The organism is Pseudomonas sp. S5F11 (assembly GCF_019641515.1).
Taxonomy (GTDB): domain Bacteria; phylum Pseudomonadota; class Gammaproteobacteria; order Pseudomonadales; family Pseudomonadaceae; genus Aquipseudomonas; species Aquipseudomonas rhodesiae.
In genome coordinates this window covers 1,794,119-1,806,738 of record NZ_JAIFJZ010000001.1, presented here as the reverse complement: position 1 = coordinate 1,806,738, position 12,620 = coordinate 1,794,119, and the positions used below count along the sequence as shown (strand labels likewise).

13 protein-coding genes are annotated in these 12,620 nt (G+C 58.4%); 8 read left to right on the top strand and 5 right to left on the bottom strand.

Going from position 1 to position 12,620, the window contains the following annotated elements:
- Positions 1-20: 20 nt before the first annotated feature.
- Positions 21-710, top strand: a complete 690-nt coding sequence (locus tag K1567_RS07960) for a VacJ family lipoprotein (RefSeq protein ID WP_034096497.1) — start codon at positions 21-23, stop codon at positions 708-710.
- 62 nt (positions 711-772) lie between these two features.
- On the opposite strand, the gene K1567_RS07955 is transcribed toward K1567_RS07960, so the two are convergent.
- Positions 773-1,069 (bottom strand): PilZ domain-containing protein, encoded by a 297-nt coding sequence (locus tag K1567_RS07955; protein WP_047882761.1) that lies wholly within the window; start codon positions 1,067-1,069, stop codon positions 773-775.
- Between the two features lie 277 nt (positions 1,070-1,346).
- Here K1567_RS07955 and rssB point away from each other — a divergent pair, with 277 nt between their 5' ends.
- Together rssB and rssC are read left to right on the top strand one after the other, a co-directional pair.
- Positions 1,347-2,528: a two-component system response regulator RssB gene (rssB, locus tag K1567_RS07950; RefSeq protein ID WP_034096499.1), complete on the top strand. Its 1,182-nt coding sequence runs from the start codon at positions 1,347-1,349 to the stop codon at positions 2,526-2,528.
- Positions 2,528-3,010 (top strand): anti-sigma factor antagonist RssC, encoded by a 483-nt coding sequence (gene rssC / locus K1567_RS07945; protein ID WP_003172602.1) that lies wholly within the window; start codon positions 2,528-2,530, stop codon positions 3,008-3,010. The genes rssB and rssC overlap by 1 nt, the downstream gene beginning before the upstream one ends.
- Before the next feature lie 161 nt (positions 3,011-3,171).
- Here the strand turns inward: rssC and tal are convergent, their stop codons facing one another.
- Together tal and dusA are read right to left on the bottom strand one after the other, a co-directional pair.
- Entirely contained in the window at positions 3,172-4,098 is a 927-nt protein-coding gene (tal, locus tag K1567_RS07940; protein WP_034096500.1) for a transaldolase, read from the bottom strand.
- Positions 4,099-4,373: 275 nt separating this feature from the next.
- The gene (gene dusA / locus K1567_RS07935) at positions 4,374-5,360 is read right to left on the bottom strand and encodes a tRNA dihydrouridine(20/20a) synthase DusA (protein ID WP_220698330.1); all 987 of its coding nucleotides are present in this window, start codon (positions 5,358-5,360) and stop codon (positions 4,374-4,376) included.
- A 205-nt stretch (positions 5,361-5,565) separates the two neighbouring features.
- On the opposite strand from dusA, the gene K1567_RS27490 reads away from it, so the two are divergent.
- From K1567_RS27490 to K1567_RS07930, 3 genes are all read left to right on the top strand, one after another.
- On the top strand, positions 5,566-5,784 hold the full coding sequence (locus K1567_RS27490) for a hypothetical protein (protein WP_082238613.1): 219 nt from the start codon (positions 5,566-5,568) through the stop codon (positions 5,782-5,784).
- A 128-nt stretch (positions 5,785-5,912) separates the two neighbouring features.
- The gene (locus K1567_RS27930; RefSeq protein ID WP_040267329.1) at positions 5,913-6,215 is read left to right on the top strand and encodes a transposase; all 303 of its coding nucleotides are present in this window, start codon (positions 5,913-5,915) and stop codon (positions 6,213-6,215) included.
- Entirely contained in the window at positions 6,212-7,048 is an 837-nt protein-coding gene (locus K1567_RS07930; RefSeq protein ID WP_052448344.1) for an IS3 family transposase, read from the top strand. Before K1567_RS27930 ends, K1567_RS07930 begins: the two co-directional genes overlap by 4 nt.
- A gap of 77 nt (positions 7,049-7,125) precedes the next feature.
- Here the strand turns inward: K1567_RS07930 and K1567_RS07925 are convergent, their stop codons facing one another.
- Positions 7,126-8,313 (bottom strand): MFS transporter, encoded by a 1,188-nt coding sequence (locus tag K1567_RS07925; protein WP_034096502.1) that lies wholly within the window; start codon positions 8,311-8,313, stop codon positions 7,126-7,128.
- Between the two features lie 503 nt (positions 8,314-8,816).
- On the opposite strand from K1567_RS07925, the gene mqo reads away from it, so the two are divergent.
- Positions 8,817-10,463, top strand: a complete 1,647-nt coding sequence (gene mqo, locus K1567_RS07920) for a malate dehydrogenase (quinone) (RefSeq protein ID WP_034112477.1) — start codon at positions 8,817-8,819, stop codon at positions 10,461-10,463.
- A 69-nt stretch (positions 10,464-10,532) separates the two neighbouring features.
- Here mqo and K1567_RS07915 read toward each other — a convergent pair whose 3' ends face one another.
- A complete protein-coding gene (locus K1567_RS07915; protein WP_034096504.1) occupies positions 10,533-11,381 on the bottom strand; it encodes a LysR family transcriptional regulator in 849 nt (282 codons plus the stop codon).
- Positions 11,382-11,503: 122 nt separating this feature from the next.
- Between K1567_RS07915 and K1567_RS07910 the strand changes: the two genes are divergently transcribed.
- Positions 11,504-12,496 (top strand): hypothetical protein, encoded by a 993-nt coding sequence (locus K1567_RS07910; RefSeq protein WP_220698329.1) that lies wholly within the window; start codon positions 11,504-11,506, stop codon positions 12,494-12,496.
- The last annotated feature ends 124 nt before the right edge of the window (positions 12,497-12,620 follow it).

Sequence of the window (12,620 nt, the reverse complement as noted above, 5' to 3'; positions counted from 1 at the left end):
CCATTCAAGGAGCTAAAGCTATGCGCTGGAGCCATTATTTCGCTCAGCTGTCGGTGTGTGCCACTGTGATGCTGGCGCCGTTCGCCGTACAGGCTGCATCGGAAGACGATCCATGGGAAAGCATCAACCGCCCGATCTTCACATTCAACGACACGGTTGATACCTACGCCCTCAAGCCTTTGGCTCAAGGCTATCAGTGGATCACCCCGCAATTTGTCGAAGACGGCATCCATAACTTCTTCCGCAACATCGGCGATGTCGGCAACCTGGCCAACAACGTGCTGCAACTCAAACCCCATAACGCAGGTGTGGATACGGCCCGTTTGCTGGTCAACACCACATTTGGCGTGCTGGGCTTTATTGATGTCGGCACCAAAATGGGGCTGCAACGCAGTGACGAAGACTTCGGCCAAACCTTGGGTTACTGGGGCGTGGGCAGCGGTCCGTACGTGATGCTGCCGCTGTTGGGGCCTAGTACGCTGCGTGATGCACCGTCCAAGTATGTCGATAGCTACACCCAGCCGTATCGCTATATGAACGATATCGACTGGCGCAACAGCACCATGGGCCTGAACATCATCGACACCCGTGCCAGCTTGCTCGACAGCGAGAAGCTGATCACCGGTGACAAGTACACCTTCATCCGCAATGCTTACCTGCAGAACCGCGAGTTCAAGGTTCGAGATGGCAAGGTGGTTGACGACTTTTAAGCTGTGACATATTGAAATGAAAAAGGCGACCTCTGTAGGGTCGCCTTTTTTGTGCGCGCTTTTCAGCTCATTTTCAAGATTTTGAGCCCCAGCTTCTGTTGCTCGTCTTGCGCGTTGATCCAAACCACCTCGGTATCGGCTTCAAGACCCTTGAGTGCTGCGTGCTCGGAGTCAATGCGCACGCTCAGCAGGTCACCGACGCTGAATTGACGAGGCGCCTGCACCTGCATACCGGAGCTGGAAAGGTCCAGGCAAACACCTTCAATTTCCTGGCCTGCGTGGATCAAAGACACATTGGTATCCACCCGCATGCGGATGAAATCGCGTTTTTCGGCGTAGTCGCGCTCTCGGTCGCTCATCGGTTTCATCCTTACTTTGTGTTGTGGTCTTGGTTGTTCTTATAACTCCCGGTGATTTGCGGTGTAAAGACGCCCGGCGACCATCGGCATGAGCTTGAAACACCTGGCGGATGGGAGTACCGTCTGCGCCTTAGAAGGGCACCTCTGCTTTACAGTTGTGCGTGGGCCAAAGGCCTATGCTTTGTAGGACAGAGAGGCTAGAAAGCGAATCCAGTAGTATGAGCCCGGCCATTGCCGCGCCGCCTACGCCAACCTAATTCTGGCGCCGTTTGCCCACATGCAAAAAACCAGTGCCACGCTGCTGATAATCGATGACGACGAAGTAGTGCGCGCGAGCCTCGCGGCCTATTTGGAAGACAGTGGCTTCAGCGTCCTGCAGGCCAGTAATGGCCAACAGGGTCTCCAGGTGTTCGAGCGCGATAAGCCCGACCTCGTGATCTGCGACCTGCGCATGCCCCAGATGGGTGGCCTTGAGCTGATTCGCCAAGTCACCGAGCTGGCGCCGCAGACGCCGGTGATTGTGGTGTCCGGCGCTGGCGTGATGAATGATGCCGTCGAAGCCTTGCGCTTGGGCGCCGCCGATTACCTGATCAAACCCCTGGAAGACCTGGCGGTGCTGGAGCACTCGGTACGCCGTGCCTTGGACCGTGCGCGTCTGCTGCTGGAAAACCAGCGCTACCGTGAAAAGCTCGAAACCGCCAACCGCGAGCTGGAAGCCAGCCTGAATCTGCTGCAGGAAGACCAGAACGCCGGTCGTCAGGTACAGATGAACATGCTGCCGGTAAGCCCGTGGACGATCGATGAGTTCCGGTTTGCCCACCAGATCATCCCGTCGCTGTACCTGTCGGGAGATTTTGTCGACTATTTCCGCGTCGATGAGCGCCGCGTTGCGTTCTACCTGGCGGACGTGTCCGGCCACGGTGCTTCATCCGCCTTTGTGACCGTGCTGTTGAAGTTCATGACCACACGGCTGTTGTTTGAATCCAAACGCAATGGCACCTTGCCGGAGTTCACTCCGTCACAGGTACTGGGCCACATCAATCGAGGCCTGATCAGCTGCAAGCTGGGCAAGCATGTGACGATGGTCGGCGGCGTAATTGACGAAGAAACTGGTCTTTTGACCTACAGTATCGGCGGTCACCTGCCGATGCCTGTTTTATACACTCCCGACAGTGTGCGTTACCTGGAAGGCCGTGGCCTGCCCGTAGGCTTGTTCAATGAAGCCACCTACGAAGACCATATTCTGGAACTGCCGCCGACGTTCAGTCTTACGCTGATGTCCGACGGCATTTTGGATCTTCTTCCAGAGCCTACACTCAAAGAGAAAGAAGCTGCCTTGCCCCAACGGGTCAAGTCGGCGGGCGGCAGCCTGGATGGCTTGCGGCAGGTTTTTGGATTGGCCACGCTGGGGGAGATGCCGGATGATATCGCCCTACTGGTGTTGAGCAGGAATCTTTGATGAGTACCGGAAGAATCCAATTCGCCGAGCAAGACGGGACGTTTGTCCTGAAGTTTGTCGGTGAAGTGCGCCTGACATTGTGTTCGGCGCTGGATGCGACGATTGAGCGGATCTTCACTGCGCTGAATTTCTCGGCGATCGTGATCGATCTGACCGAAACCCGCAGTATCGATAGCACCACGCTGGGGCTGCTGGCCAAGCTGTCCATTCTGTCGCGCCAGAAGGTCGGCCTGTTGCCGACGGTGGTGACGACCCACGAGGACATCACCCGTCTATTGCAATCCATGGGCTTCGATCAGGTGTTCAACATCGTCGATCGCCCGATACCTTGCCCGGAATGCCTGACTGACCTGCCCTCTCAGGACCAGTCCGAGGAAGTGGTGCGGGTTAAGGTGCTGGAGGCGCACAAGATCCTGATGGGTCTCAACGAATCCAATCGCGAAGCCTTCCACGATCTGGTCAACGCCCTAGAGCGCCACTGAGCCTCTGCCTAACATTCGCCCCATTGTGGGAGGGGGCTTGCCCCCGATAACGCAGTGTCAATCAATGTATCTTCCACTGTTGAAATGACATCGGCCTGAGACATCGGCACAAAAAAGGGCGGTACCCTCACAGGTACCGCCCTTTTTGTCGCCTCCGCCGTTTACAGCTTAGCGGACAGCAGCGCCTCCAGCTTCTCCTGGTCCCGCGCAAACTGGCGAATACCCTCGGCCAGTTTCTCGGTTGCCATCGCATCCTCGTTGGACTCCCAACGGAACTGCGCTTCAGTCATATGCACGCGCGCCTCGCCCGCATGGCCTGGCGACAACTTACGCTCCAACTTGCCTTCATCCGCCGCCAACTTTTCCAACAAGTCCGGGCTGATGGTCAGGCGATCACAGCCGGCCAGTTCTTCGATCTGGCTCAGATTGCGGAAGCTCGCGCCCATGACCACGGTTTTGTAGCCATTGGCCTTGTAGTAGTTGTAGATGCGCGTCACCGACTGCACACCTGGATCGTCGGCGCCGGTGTAGTCATTGCCATTGGCTTTCTTGTACCAGTCGTAGATGCGGCCCACGAACGGCGAAATCAGGAACACACCGGCTTCGGCACAGGCCACAGCCTGAGCGAAGGAGAACAGCAGCGTCAGGTTGGTCTGGATGCCTTCTTTTTCCAGCTTTTCCGCAGCGCGAATGCCTTCCCAGGTGGAGGCGATTTTGATCAGCACACGGTCACGGCCAACGCCGGCTTTTTCGTACAGGTCGATCAGGCGGTGCGCACGCTTGAGTATCGCGCCTTCATCGAACGACAAACGGGCGTCCACCTCAGTGGAAATACGGCCCGGTACCACTTTGAGAATCTCTTGACCCACCGCCACCGCAAACCGGTCGCTGGCCAGGCCTACGTCGCCGTTGCAGTCCTGCACGCATTCATCCAACAGCTTGGCATAGCCTGGAATCGATGCGGCCTTGAGCAGCAGGGAAGGGTTGGTGGTGGCATCCTGCGGCTTGAGCTTGGCGAGCGTGGAAAAATCGCCGGTATCGGCTACGACGGTGGTGAACTGCTTGAGTTGTTCCAGCTTGGAAGTCATGGGCGTGCTCTGTCCTATGGGTCTGATGACATTACCCGAGCGCCAACAAGCGCTCAAGGGCGCAAATGCGTTCGATCGTTTGCGAGGGCAACAACCTGAAAACAGCCGTTTGAATTACCGGCCGTGGTGATCAATAGGAGGACAAAAGCGCTCGCAGGTTCAACCCAACTGCCCGAATACCTGCTGACGAAACCAGGTCAAAATGTGGGAGGGGGCTTGCCCCCTATAGCAGCGCCAGCCAATCCACGCTTGGCTGCCCCCTGCAAGCAATCCCATCAACGCCCTTCCAGCAGAGCCCCAGCCTGATCCAGCAACGCCAGCGGATCCGCCGCCTTATGAATATCCACCGACAACAACTGCCTGAACTTGCGTGCCCCAGGGAAACCGGTGCCCAAGCCCAGCACATGCCGAGTAATGTGATGCATCGTCCCACCACTCGCCAGATGCTCAGCAATATAGGGGCGCAACTGCGCTAGCGCCTGGGCACGACTAATCACCGGCACCTCGCTGCCAAACAACTGCTGATCCACCTCCGCGAGCAGATAGGGATTGTGATATGCCTCACGTCCGAGCATCACCCCATCGAACGTCTGCAAATGCTCCTGGCACTGCTCAAGCGTCTTGATCCCACCATTGAGCACGATCTCCAACGCCGGAAAATCCTGCTTCAACTGCGCCGCCACGTCATAGCGTAACGGTGGAATGTCGCGGTTTTCCTTCGGCGACAAGCCTTCAAGAATCGCAATCCGCGCATGCACCGTAAAACTGGTGCAGCCTGCCTCGTTGACTGTCTCAACGAAATCACACAACTGGGCATAGCTGTCGCGGCCGTTGATACCGATGCGATGCTTGACCGTCACTGGAATCGACACCGCATCACGCATCGCCTTCACACAATCGGCTACCAGCGCCGGATGCGCCATCAGGATCGCTCCGATCATATTGTTCTGCACACGGTCGCTGGGGCAGCCGACGTTCAGATTCACCTCATCGTAACCAGCCGCCTCGGCCATGCGCGCACAGGCCGCCAAATCGGCGGGAACACTGCCGCCCAGTTGAAGCGCCAGCGGGTGCTCGGCTTCGTTGTGGCGCAGGAAGCGCTCGTGATCGCCATGCAGGATCGCACCGGTGGTGACCATCTCGGTGTAGAGCAGGGCGTGCTTGGAGAGCAGGCGTAGGAAGAACCGGCAGTGGCGGTCGGTCCAATCCATCATCGGGGCGACGGAGAAGCGGCGGGAGAGTGGAGCGGGTTGTAAGAGCATGGGGGATCTGAGTCAGCGAGGCGAATGGGGCGCAGTTTATCAGGGATGCATCCGAAACGTTGCGCGTTCAAGAGCCTCGTCTCCGTCCGGCAGGAGCCTGAACCCACCCTGTCGCGCATTAAAGTTTCATCATCGTTTCTGCCCGGTAGGTCTACGATCTGCTCAAGCGAGGACCGCCGAGCCTCCAGCCCCTAGGGAACCGAAAATGACTTCAAACCTTGTCAAAGTCGTGTTGATCGCCGGTGCGTTGTTGTTGAGCGCGTGTTCATCGTCTTCTGCTGTCAGCAGCGACCCGTGTTTTTCAGGCGGGTGCCAAGCCTTTGGCGACCACAGCCCCAACAAAGCCGCCAAGATGAATTTTGGCGGCAGTGGGTTGGGGAGCAGTTATGGGGAGTATGGGGCGGGGTTGTTGCATGATGATTGATGGGGTGATGGGTCAGTCAGTGGTGTATTGACTGGCCCATCGCTATCGGGGGCAAGCTGAACTGGCCTAATGATTTTGGACACTTCAATCGGGCGCTATGATGGCGCCCAAATCTGAGGTGTTTGGATATGCGTAAATCTTATTCGAGTGAGTTCAAGCTCAAGGCTGCCAGCATGGTGCTGGACGAAGGCCAGCCGGTTACCGAGGTGTGTGCCAGTTTGGATATAGGCCCTACCGCCTTGCGTCGTTGGGTTGATCAGGTACGCAAAGAGCGTTTGGGCTCGACGCCGGTAGGCGCCAAGGCGATTACCGCCGACCAGCGAGAAATTCAGAGGCTCAAAGCCCTGCTCAGGGAGAAAGACCTGGACATCGAAATCCTAAAAAAGGCCAGTGCTCTCCTGCTTTTGGACGCCAAAGATCATTCACGCTGATCGATGAGCTGGACGAGCAGTACGGCGTTAATCGGTGTTGCCGGGCGTTCGGCGTCAACCGCAGCAGCTTTTACGCTTGGCGTCAGCGCCAAGGTAAGGCTAACCCTCAGCGAGAGCAGCTTAAAGCCGCGCTGGTCAAGCATCACAAGGCATCGCGAGCTTCTGCGGGAGCGAGGACTTTGGCGAAGGAGCTGCAAGAGAAAGGGCATCGCATCGGCCGGTACTTGGCTCGCAGTTTGATGCGCGAAGCGGGGATCGCCAGCCGCCAGCGCCGACGCCATAAGTACAAATCGTCCGGCGTAGAAGCTTTGGTGGCACCGCACGTGCTCAAGCGTGAGTTTGATGTCACGGCGGTCAATCAGGTGTGGTGTGGCGACGTGACGTACATCAAGGTCGGCAAGCGGTGGCTGTATTTCGCTGCGATTCTGGATTTGTTCGCCCGTCGGATCGTGGGCTGGTCGTTTTCGATGATTTCCGATGCCACGCTGACCTGCGAGGCTTTGCGGATGGCGGTTGAGCTCAGAGGTCGTCCTAAAGAGGTGCTGTTTCATTCAGACCAAGGCTGTCAGTACACCAGTCATAAGTTCAGGAATGAGCTGCTGGCGCATGGCCTGCGGCAAAGCATGAGCCGTAAAGGTGAATGCTGGGATAACGCTCCGATGGAGCGTTTCTTTGGAAGTTTGAAATCAGAGTGGGTGCCCGAGACGGGTTACGCATCAGAACATGAGGCCCGAGCAGACGTGCAGCGTTATGTCTCGCGCTACAACATCACCAGGCCCCACAGTTACAACGATTACCGGTCGCCGGTCATCAGGGAGAGACTGGCGGCATGAACCTTAAATGGTGTCCAAGAATACTTGACCAGTTCAAGCCCCCTCCCACAGTTTGATCTCCAGTGGAGCGGGTGGCGTTAGTGGCCGCCTTGCATGCGGCGGGCGATCAAATAGATGCCCAGGCCGACCAGTGCGGTGGCGGCGCCGATGTAGCCGGTGCTGGTCCAGCCGTACCCGGCGGTGATCGCCATGCCGCCGAACCACGGCCCCAGGGCGTTCGCGAGGTTGAATGCCGCATGATTGGAGGCCGCTGCCAGGCTGGGGGCTTCGTGGGCGATGTCCATCAGGCGGATTTGCAGCGGTGCGGCCAGTGACACCATGGTGCCGACCAGGCCCATGCTTAGCAGCACGCCCCATAACGAGGATGCGGCGACGGGGAAGAACAGCAGCACCGCCATCGACCACACCAATATCAGACCCACCGCGCGAAATTGCAGGCGGTCGAAAAGCTTACCGCCGGCGATATTGCCGATGATCCCGCCCACACCGAAGGCTGCCAGGCCGAAGGGGATCCACTGGGGCGACACCTTGGTCACTTCCAGCATGGTCGGCGCCAGGTAGCTGAATACGCAGAACATCCCGGCAAAGCCGATGGCGCCGATGGCCAGGGCCATCCAGACCTGGGGTTTGGTGAAGGCGCGCAGTTCTTTGCGCGGGTCGCTGCGTTGTTCGTCATGGCGGTGGGGCACGAACTGCCAGACCAGAGCGATGGTGCATAGAGCAATCGCACTCACCAGTGCAAACGCCGAGCGCCAACCTAGGTACTGGCCGAGGAAGGTGGCGATGGGGTTGCCCAACAGCATGGCCAGGGTCAGGCCCATCATCACGCGGGCCACGGCGCCGGCGCGTTTGTCGGTGGGCACCATGCTGGAGGCCACCACGGCGGCAATGCCGAAGTAGGCGCCATGGGGCAGGCCGCTGATAAAGCGAAACGCTACCAGCGAGCCGAAGGTCGGGGTAAACGCCGTGGCCAGATTGCCCAACGCATACAGCCCCATCAGCAACAGCAACATGTGTTTGCGCAGCAATTTGGCGCCGAGGATCGCCAGCAGCGGCGCGCCGACCATTACGCCCAACGCATAAGCGCTGATGGCGTGGCCGACCTGGGGTTCACTCAAGTTCAGGTTATGGGCGATGTCGGGCATCAGGCCCATGATGGCGAATTCGCCGGTGCCGATTGCGAACGCGCCCACGGCCATGGCCGCTTCCATTTTGGCGGCACTGCGCGCGGGCAGCACATGCCCGGGTGTTTGCTGGATAGACATGAATCGCTCTGTTTTGATGAAGGGCACGAAAGACAGCCGCCGATGCTACGCAAGCAACGACGAAGGTGTCTAGAACAGCCATTTGCACCAGAGTTCCCGCGCGATTGCCAGGCTGTGACCCCACGTCGCGCCCGCCAGGCTTGACACTGTGGCCGATCCAGCGCGCTAAAGCGGTTGTTTTGGCGTTGTCAATTAGCCAAACAGCGCATAACGGCCTTTTGCCGTGATATTCTGCGCGCCGTCCTGGTTTGGTCTGTTCCCGCAACGTACTCCTGTATACGTCGCGTGGGGCGGCTGTCGCCGGGTAGCTGAAGCCAATAATGATAAGAAGTCAGCGCAGAAGGGACATAAAAGTGAAGTCGATACGTCGGCTTTGTGTGCCCACCCTGCGACCCTGAATTGACTGTGCACACCTCGCGGTGCGTTGCCTGGCGCAGCGCGATAGCGGCGTGCCCAGGCGCAGGGGCTGCGGGGCGGATGGCGTTTTATCATAGGTGCTACTGATGTTTAAGAAAGTTAACACTGCCCTGCTGGGGCTGGCGTTGTCGATGGGGATCACGACCGCGCAAGCGCAAGAGCCTAAGAAAGTCGATGTGCTGCTGATCGGCGGCGGCATCATGAGCGCGACCCTCGGCGTATGGCTCAACGAGCTGGAGCCGGATTGGTCGATGGAGATGGTCGAGCGTCTCGACGGCGTCGCCGAGGAAAGCTCCAACGGCTGGAACAACGCCGGTACTGGTCACTCGGCTCTGGCTGAGCTGAACTACACCCCAGAAGACAAGAACGGCAACGTTGAGATCCCGAAAGCGGTCGAGATCAACGAAGCGTTCCAGATCTCCCGTCAGTTCTGGTCCTGGCAGGTCCAGCAGGGCGTGCTGAAGAACCCACGTTCGTTCATCAACTCCACACCGCACATGAGCTTCGTGTGGGGCGATGACAACATCAAATTCCTGAAAAAACGCTACGAAGCCCTGCAGGCCAGCCCGCTGTTCGCCGGTATGCAGTACTCCGAAGACCCGGCGCAGATCGCCAAATGGGTGCCGCTGATGATGGAAGGGCGTGACCCGAACCAGAAAATCGCGGCCACTTGGACCCCGATTGGCACCGACGTGAACTTCGGCGAAATCACCCGCCAGTTCGTCGCGCACCTGCAAACCACTCCGAAGTTCGATCTGAAGCTGTCCAGCGAAGTGCAGGACATCACCAAGAACGATGACGGTTCGTGGCGCGTCAGCTACAAAAACCTGAAAGACGGCACCAAGACTGAAACCGACGCCAAGTTCGTGTTCATTGGCGCTGGCGGCGGTGCACTGCACCTGCTGCAAAAGTCCGGCATTCCTGAAGCCAAGGAATACGCAGGTTTCCCGGTGGGTGGCTCGTTCCTGGTGACCGAGAACCCGACCATCGCCGAGCAGCACCTGGCTAAAGCCTACGGTAAAGCTTCGGTCGGCGCGCCGCCGATGTCGGTGCCGCACCTGGACACCCGTGTGCTGGATGGCAAACGCGTGATCCTGTTTGGCCCATTTGCGACCTTCTCCACCAAGTTCCTGAAGGAAGGTTCGTACCTGGACCTGCTGACCAGCACCACCACCCACAACATCTGGCCAATGACCAAAGTCGGTATTCGTGAATACCCACTGGTCGAGTACCTCGCCGGCCAACTGATGCTGTCCGATGACGACCGTTTCAAGGCGCTGCAAGAGTACTTCCCGAACGCCAAGCAATCCGACTGGCGTCTGTGGCAGGCCGGTCAGCGCGTGCAGATCATCAAGCGTGACGAAGAGCAGGGCGGCGTCCTGAAACTCGGCACCGAAGTGGTCAGCTCCGCCGACAACACCATCGCCGGCCTGTTGGGTGCATCGCCAGGCGCGTCCACCGCGGCTCCGATCATGCTGACCGTGCTGCAGAAAGTGTTCAAGGACAAGGTCGCCACCCCGGCCTGGCAGGAAAAACTGCACCAGATCGTGCCGAGCTATGGCACCAAGCTGAACGACAGCCCGGAAGCGGTTGCCAAGGAATGGGCCTACACCGCCGGTGTCCTGCAACTGACACCACCGCCTGCAATCCCACAGCGGTCGGCACCAACGGCTACCGAGGCTGCCAAGCCTGCGGCCCAGCCAAGCAAGCCGGCGTCTGACCTGGCTCTGTAAAAAATGCTGTAAGACACAACAAAGCCCGCTGAACCGGTAACGGTCAGCGGGCTTTTTTGTGGGCATCTGTCAGAGGGTGAAGCCCTGTTTCAACTGCTCATGCAGATCGAGCGCCAAGTAGTTCGCGCTATCGGACAGCAAGTAGAGATGGTGGCGTGGCAGTTCGGGCAGTTGCACCCCTGGAATGTTTTTAGTCAGCCCGGCGGTGATGCGACTTTCTTCGATCATGCCCACGGCCAGGCCACAACTGATGGCCGCCTCCACTGCCGTGGAGCTGGCGCTTTCCAGTAGCACCCGGTAGTAGGTGCCGTTGTCCTTGAGCACCCGCATGGCGGAGGCGCGGTAGGGGCAACCGTTCAATTGCACGGCGATCGGCAGCGGCGCCTGTTCGGGTGTTGTGAAATCTTCGGAAACCACCCACACCGGTTGTATCGACCCCAACAGCTCCCCTTGTTCCAACGGCTGGGCGCTGACAATCAACGCCAGATCGATCTGCTCACGGCTGAACATGGTGAACAATTCACCACTGGATCGGGCTTCGACTTCCAGTTCGAGCAGCGGATTGTCGGCGATCAGTTGCGGCAGGAAGTCCCGCATAAAGGCCGGTGCGTAGGAGTCCGGCAAGCCCAGGCGGATTTTCCCCTGCATGCGTTGTGGGGTCAGGGAAGCGAGGAGTCGGTCATGGCTCTTTAGAAAGTCAGTGGTTTCGCTGAGCAGCTTCTTGCCATACATCGTCAGCTCCACGCCCTGATTGCTGCGGATAAACAAACGCTGACCGATCAACGCTTCGAGCTTCTGGATCTGCGTGGTGACCGTCGAGGCGCTGCGGTGCACATGTTGGGCGGCTTCATTGAAGCGCCGAAAGCGGGCCACCGCATGAAAGGTGCGCAACAGGTCGACATTCAATTGTTTGCTCATGATTCTTCTTTTAAGGATCAGTTGTGCAGATTATTCAAATATACAAAATCATGCTCGCTCCCTAGGCTTTGGGTCAAGCAGGTACGCCGGCGTGCCTGAGAACAATAAGAAAGGGAGCGCTTATGGATATCAATGAGCTGGTGATGTCGTCGTTGAAGAACAACCACGGCTTTGAAAGCCCGATATGGACGGTTGAAAATGCCGCTAAATACGCGGCCACAGGCGCTGATTTATCGGAATGGGACCGGTTGGTCAGCGAAGAAATCCTGCACCTGATGACCTCGCTGAATCAGGAGGGCGTCGACCGCGTGGATCTGTGCGCCGCACCCTGTGGCCAAGGCGCATTGGGTCAACTGTTGCGCGCGGTGGCGGATGACCTTGTGGAGCTGGTCGGTCAAGACCGCTTGCACTATGTGGAGTTGGGCCCTGAGCCGATCAAAACCTGCGCGCTGATGCGACACCTGCTGGAGAACGGCGCTGAGCCGTTGCATTACACCGCCGTTGATATCAACCAGGCATCACACGGGGTCATGCGCCGATCGGTCGAGCCATTGCTCGCAGCGCCGCAAGGGTTTCGCTACTTGTCGACGGATTTTCGCTCGCTGTACAGGCGTCACATCGACTGCGGGCAGGATGTGACGCTGATCACCATGCTGGGGTTTCAGGAAGGCAATGAACTGCCCGACACCATCGGACAGATCCTACGGCGTATTGGTGGCGCGCGAACCTACGTGCTTTCGGAGATGCAACTGTCCACTGCCCAGGGCGACGAACACATCCAGCGCTTTTACCGGCACGACTGTATGTATCGATTCTCCGACCTGATCGGCATGAAGCTCGGCTTCCAGAAAACCGGCGAGCACGAAGTGGTTGTTTTAGAAATCGAGCACGGGGTGGATCGCTACCGCGTTGCCGCCACCTTGTTGCCCGTCAGCAAAGGCTCGGCACAGGGCTACCTGTTGACCAATGTCTGTTTGAAGTACACCCGCGAACAATTTACCCGCGTACGCCAGGACTACGGCGGTTGCCGCGTCATCGGCGAGTACTGCAGCGGTGACGGCAGCGTGCTGTTTCAGCTGTCGGAATATTGCGCGGATCACGCGGCCGTCAATTGAGTGAGGCATCACCATGAAAAGACAAAGTGAGCTACCGGTATTCGCCCAAGGCTTCGCGCGCGTCAGATCAGCCTTGCAGGCGTCATTGGCCCCCACATCCCGTTGTAAACATCCGGGCGCATTG

Excerpts from the sequence above, each read along its gene's own strand:
- K1567_RS07960 (WP_034096497.1), top strand. The coding sequence starts at position 21 with ATGCGCTGGAGCCATTATTTCGCTCAGCTGTCGGTGTGTGCCACTGTG.
- K1567_RS07955 (WP_047882761.1), bottom strand. The coding sequence starts at position 1,069 with ATGAGCGACCGAGAGCGCGACTACGCCGAAAAACGCGATTTCATCCGC.
- rssB (WP_034096499.1), top strand. The coding sequence starts at position 1,347 with ATGCAAAAAACCAGTGCCACGCTGCTGATAATCGATGACGACGAAGTA.
- rssC (WP_003172602.1), top strand. The coding sequence starts at position 2,528 with ATGAGTACCGGAAGAATCCAATTCGCCGAGCAAGACGGGACGTTTGTC.
- tal (WP_034096500.1), bottom strand. The coding sequence starts at position 4,098 with ATGACTTCCAAGCTGGAACAACTCAAGCAGTTCACCACCGTCGTAGCC.
- dusA (WP_220698330.1), bottom strand. The coding sequence starts at position 5,360 with ATGCTCTTACAACCCGCTCCACTCTCCCGCCGCTTCTCCGTCGCCCCG.
- K1567_RS27490 (WP_082238613.1), top strand. The coding sequence starts at position 5,566 with ATGACTTCAAACCTTGTCAAAGTCGTGTTGATCGCCGGTGCGTTGTTG.
- K1567_RS27930 (WP_040267329.1), top strand. The coding sequence starts at position 5,913 with ATGCGTAAATCTTATTCGAGTGAGTTCAAGCTCAAGGCTGCCAGCATG.
- K1567_RS07925 (WP_034096502.1), bottom strand. The coding sequence starts at position 8,313 with ATGTCTATCCAGCAAACACCCGGGCATGTGCTGCCCGCGCGCAGTGCC.
- mqo (WP_034112477.1), top strand. The coding sequence starts at position 8,817 with ATGTTTAAGAAAGTTAACACTGCCCTGCTGGGGCTGGCGTTGTCGATG.
- K1567_RS07915 (WP_034096504.1), bottom strand. The coding sequence starts at position 11,381 with ATGAGCAAACAATTGAATGTCGACCTGTTGCGCACCTTTCATGCGGTG.
- K1567_RS07910 (WP_220698329.1), top strand. The coding sequence starts at position 11,504 with ATGGATATCAATGAGCTGGTGATGTCGTCGTTGAAGAACAACCACGGC.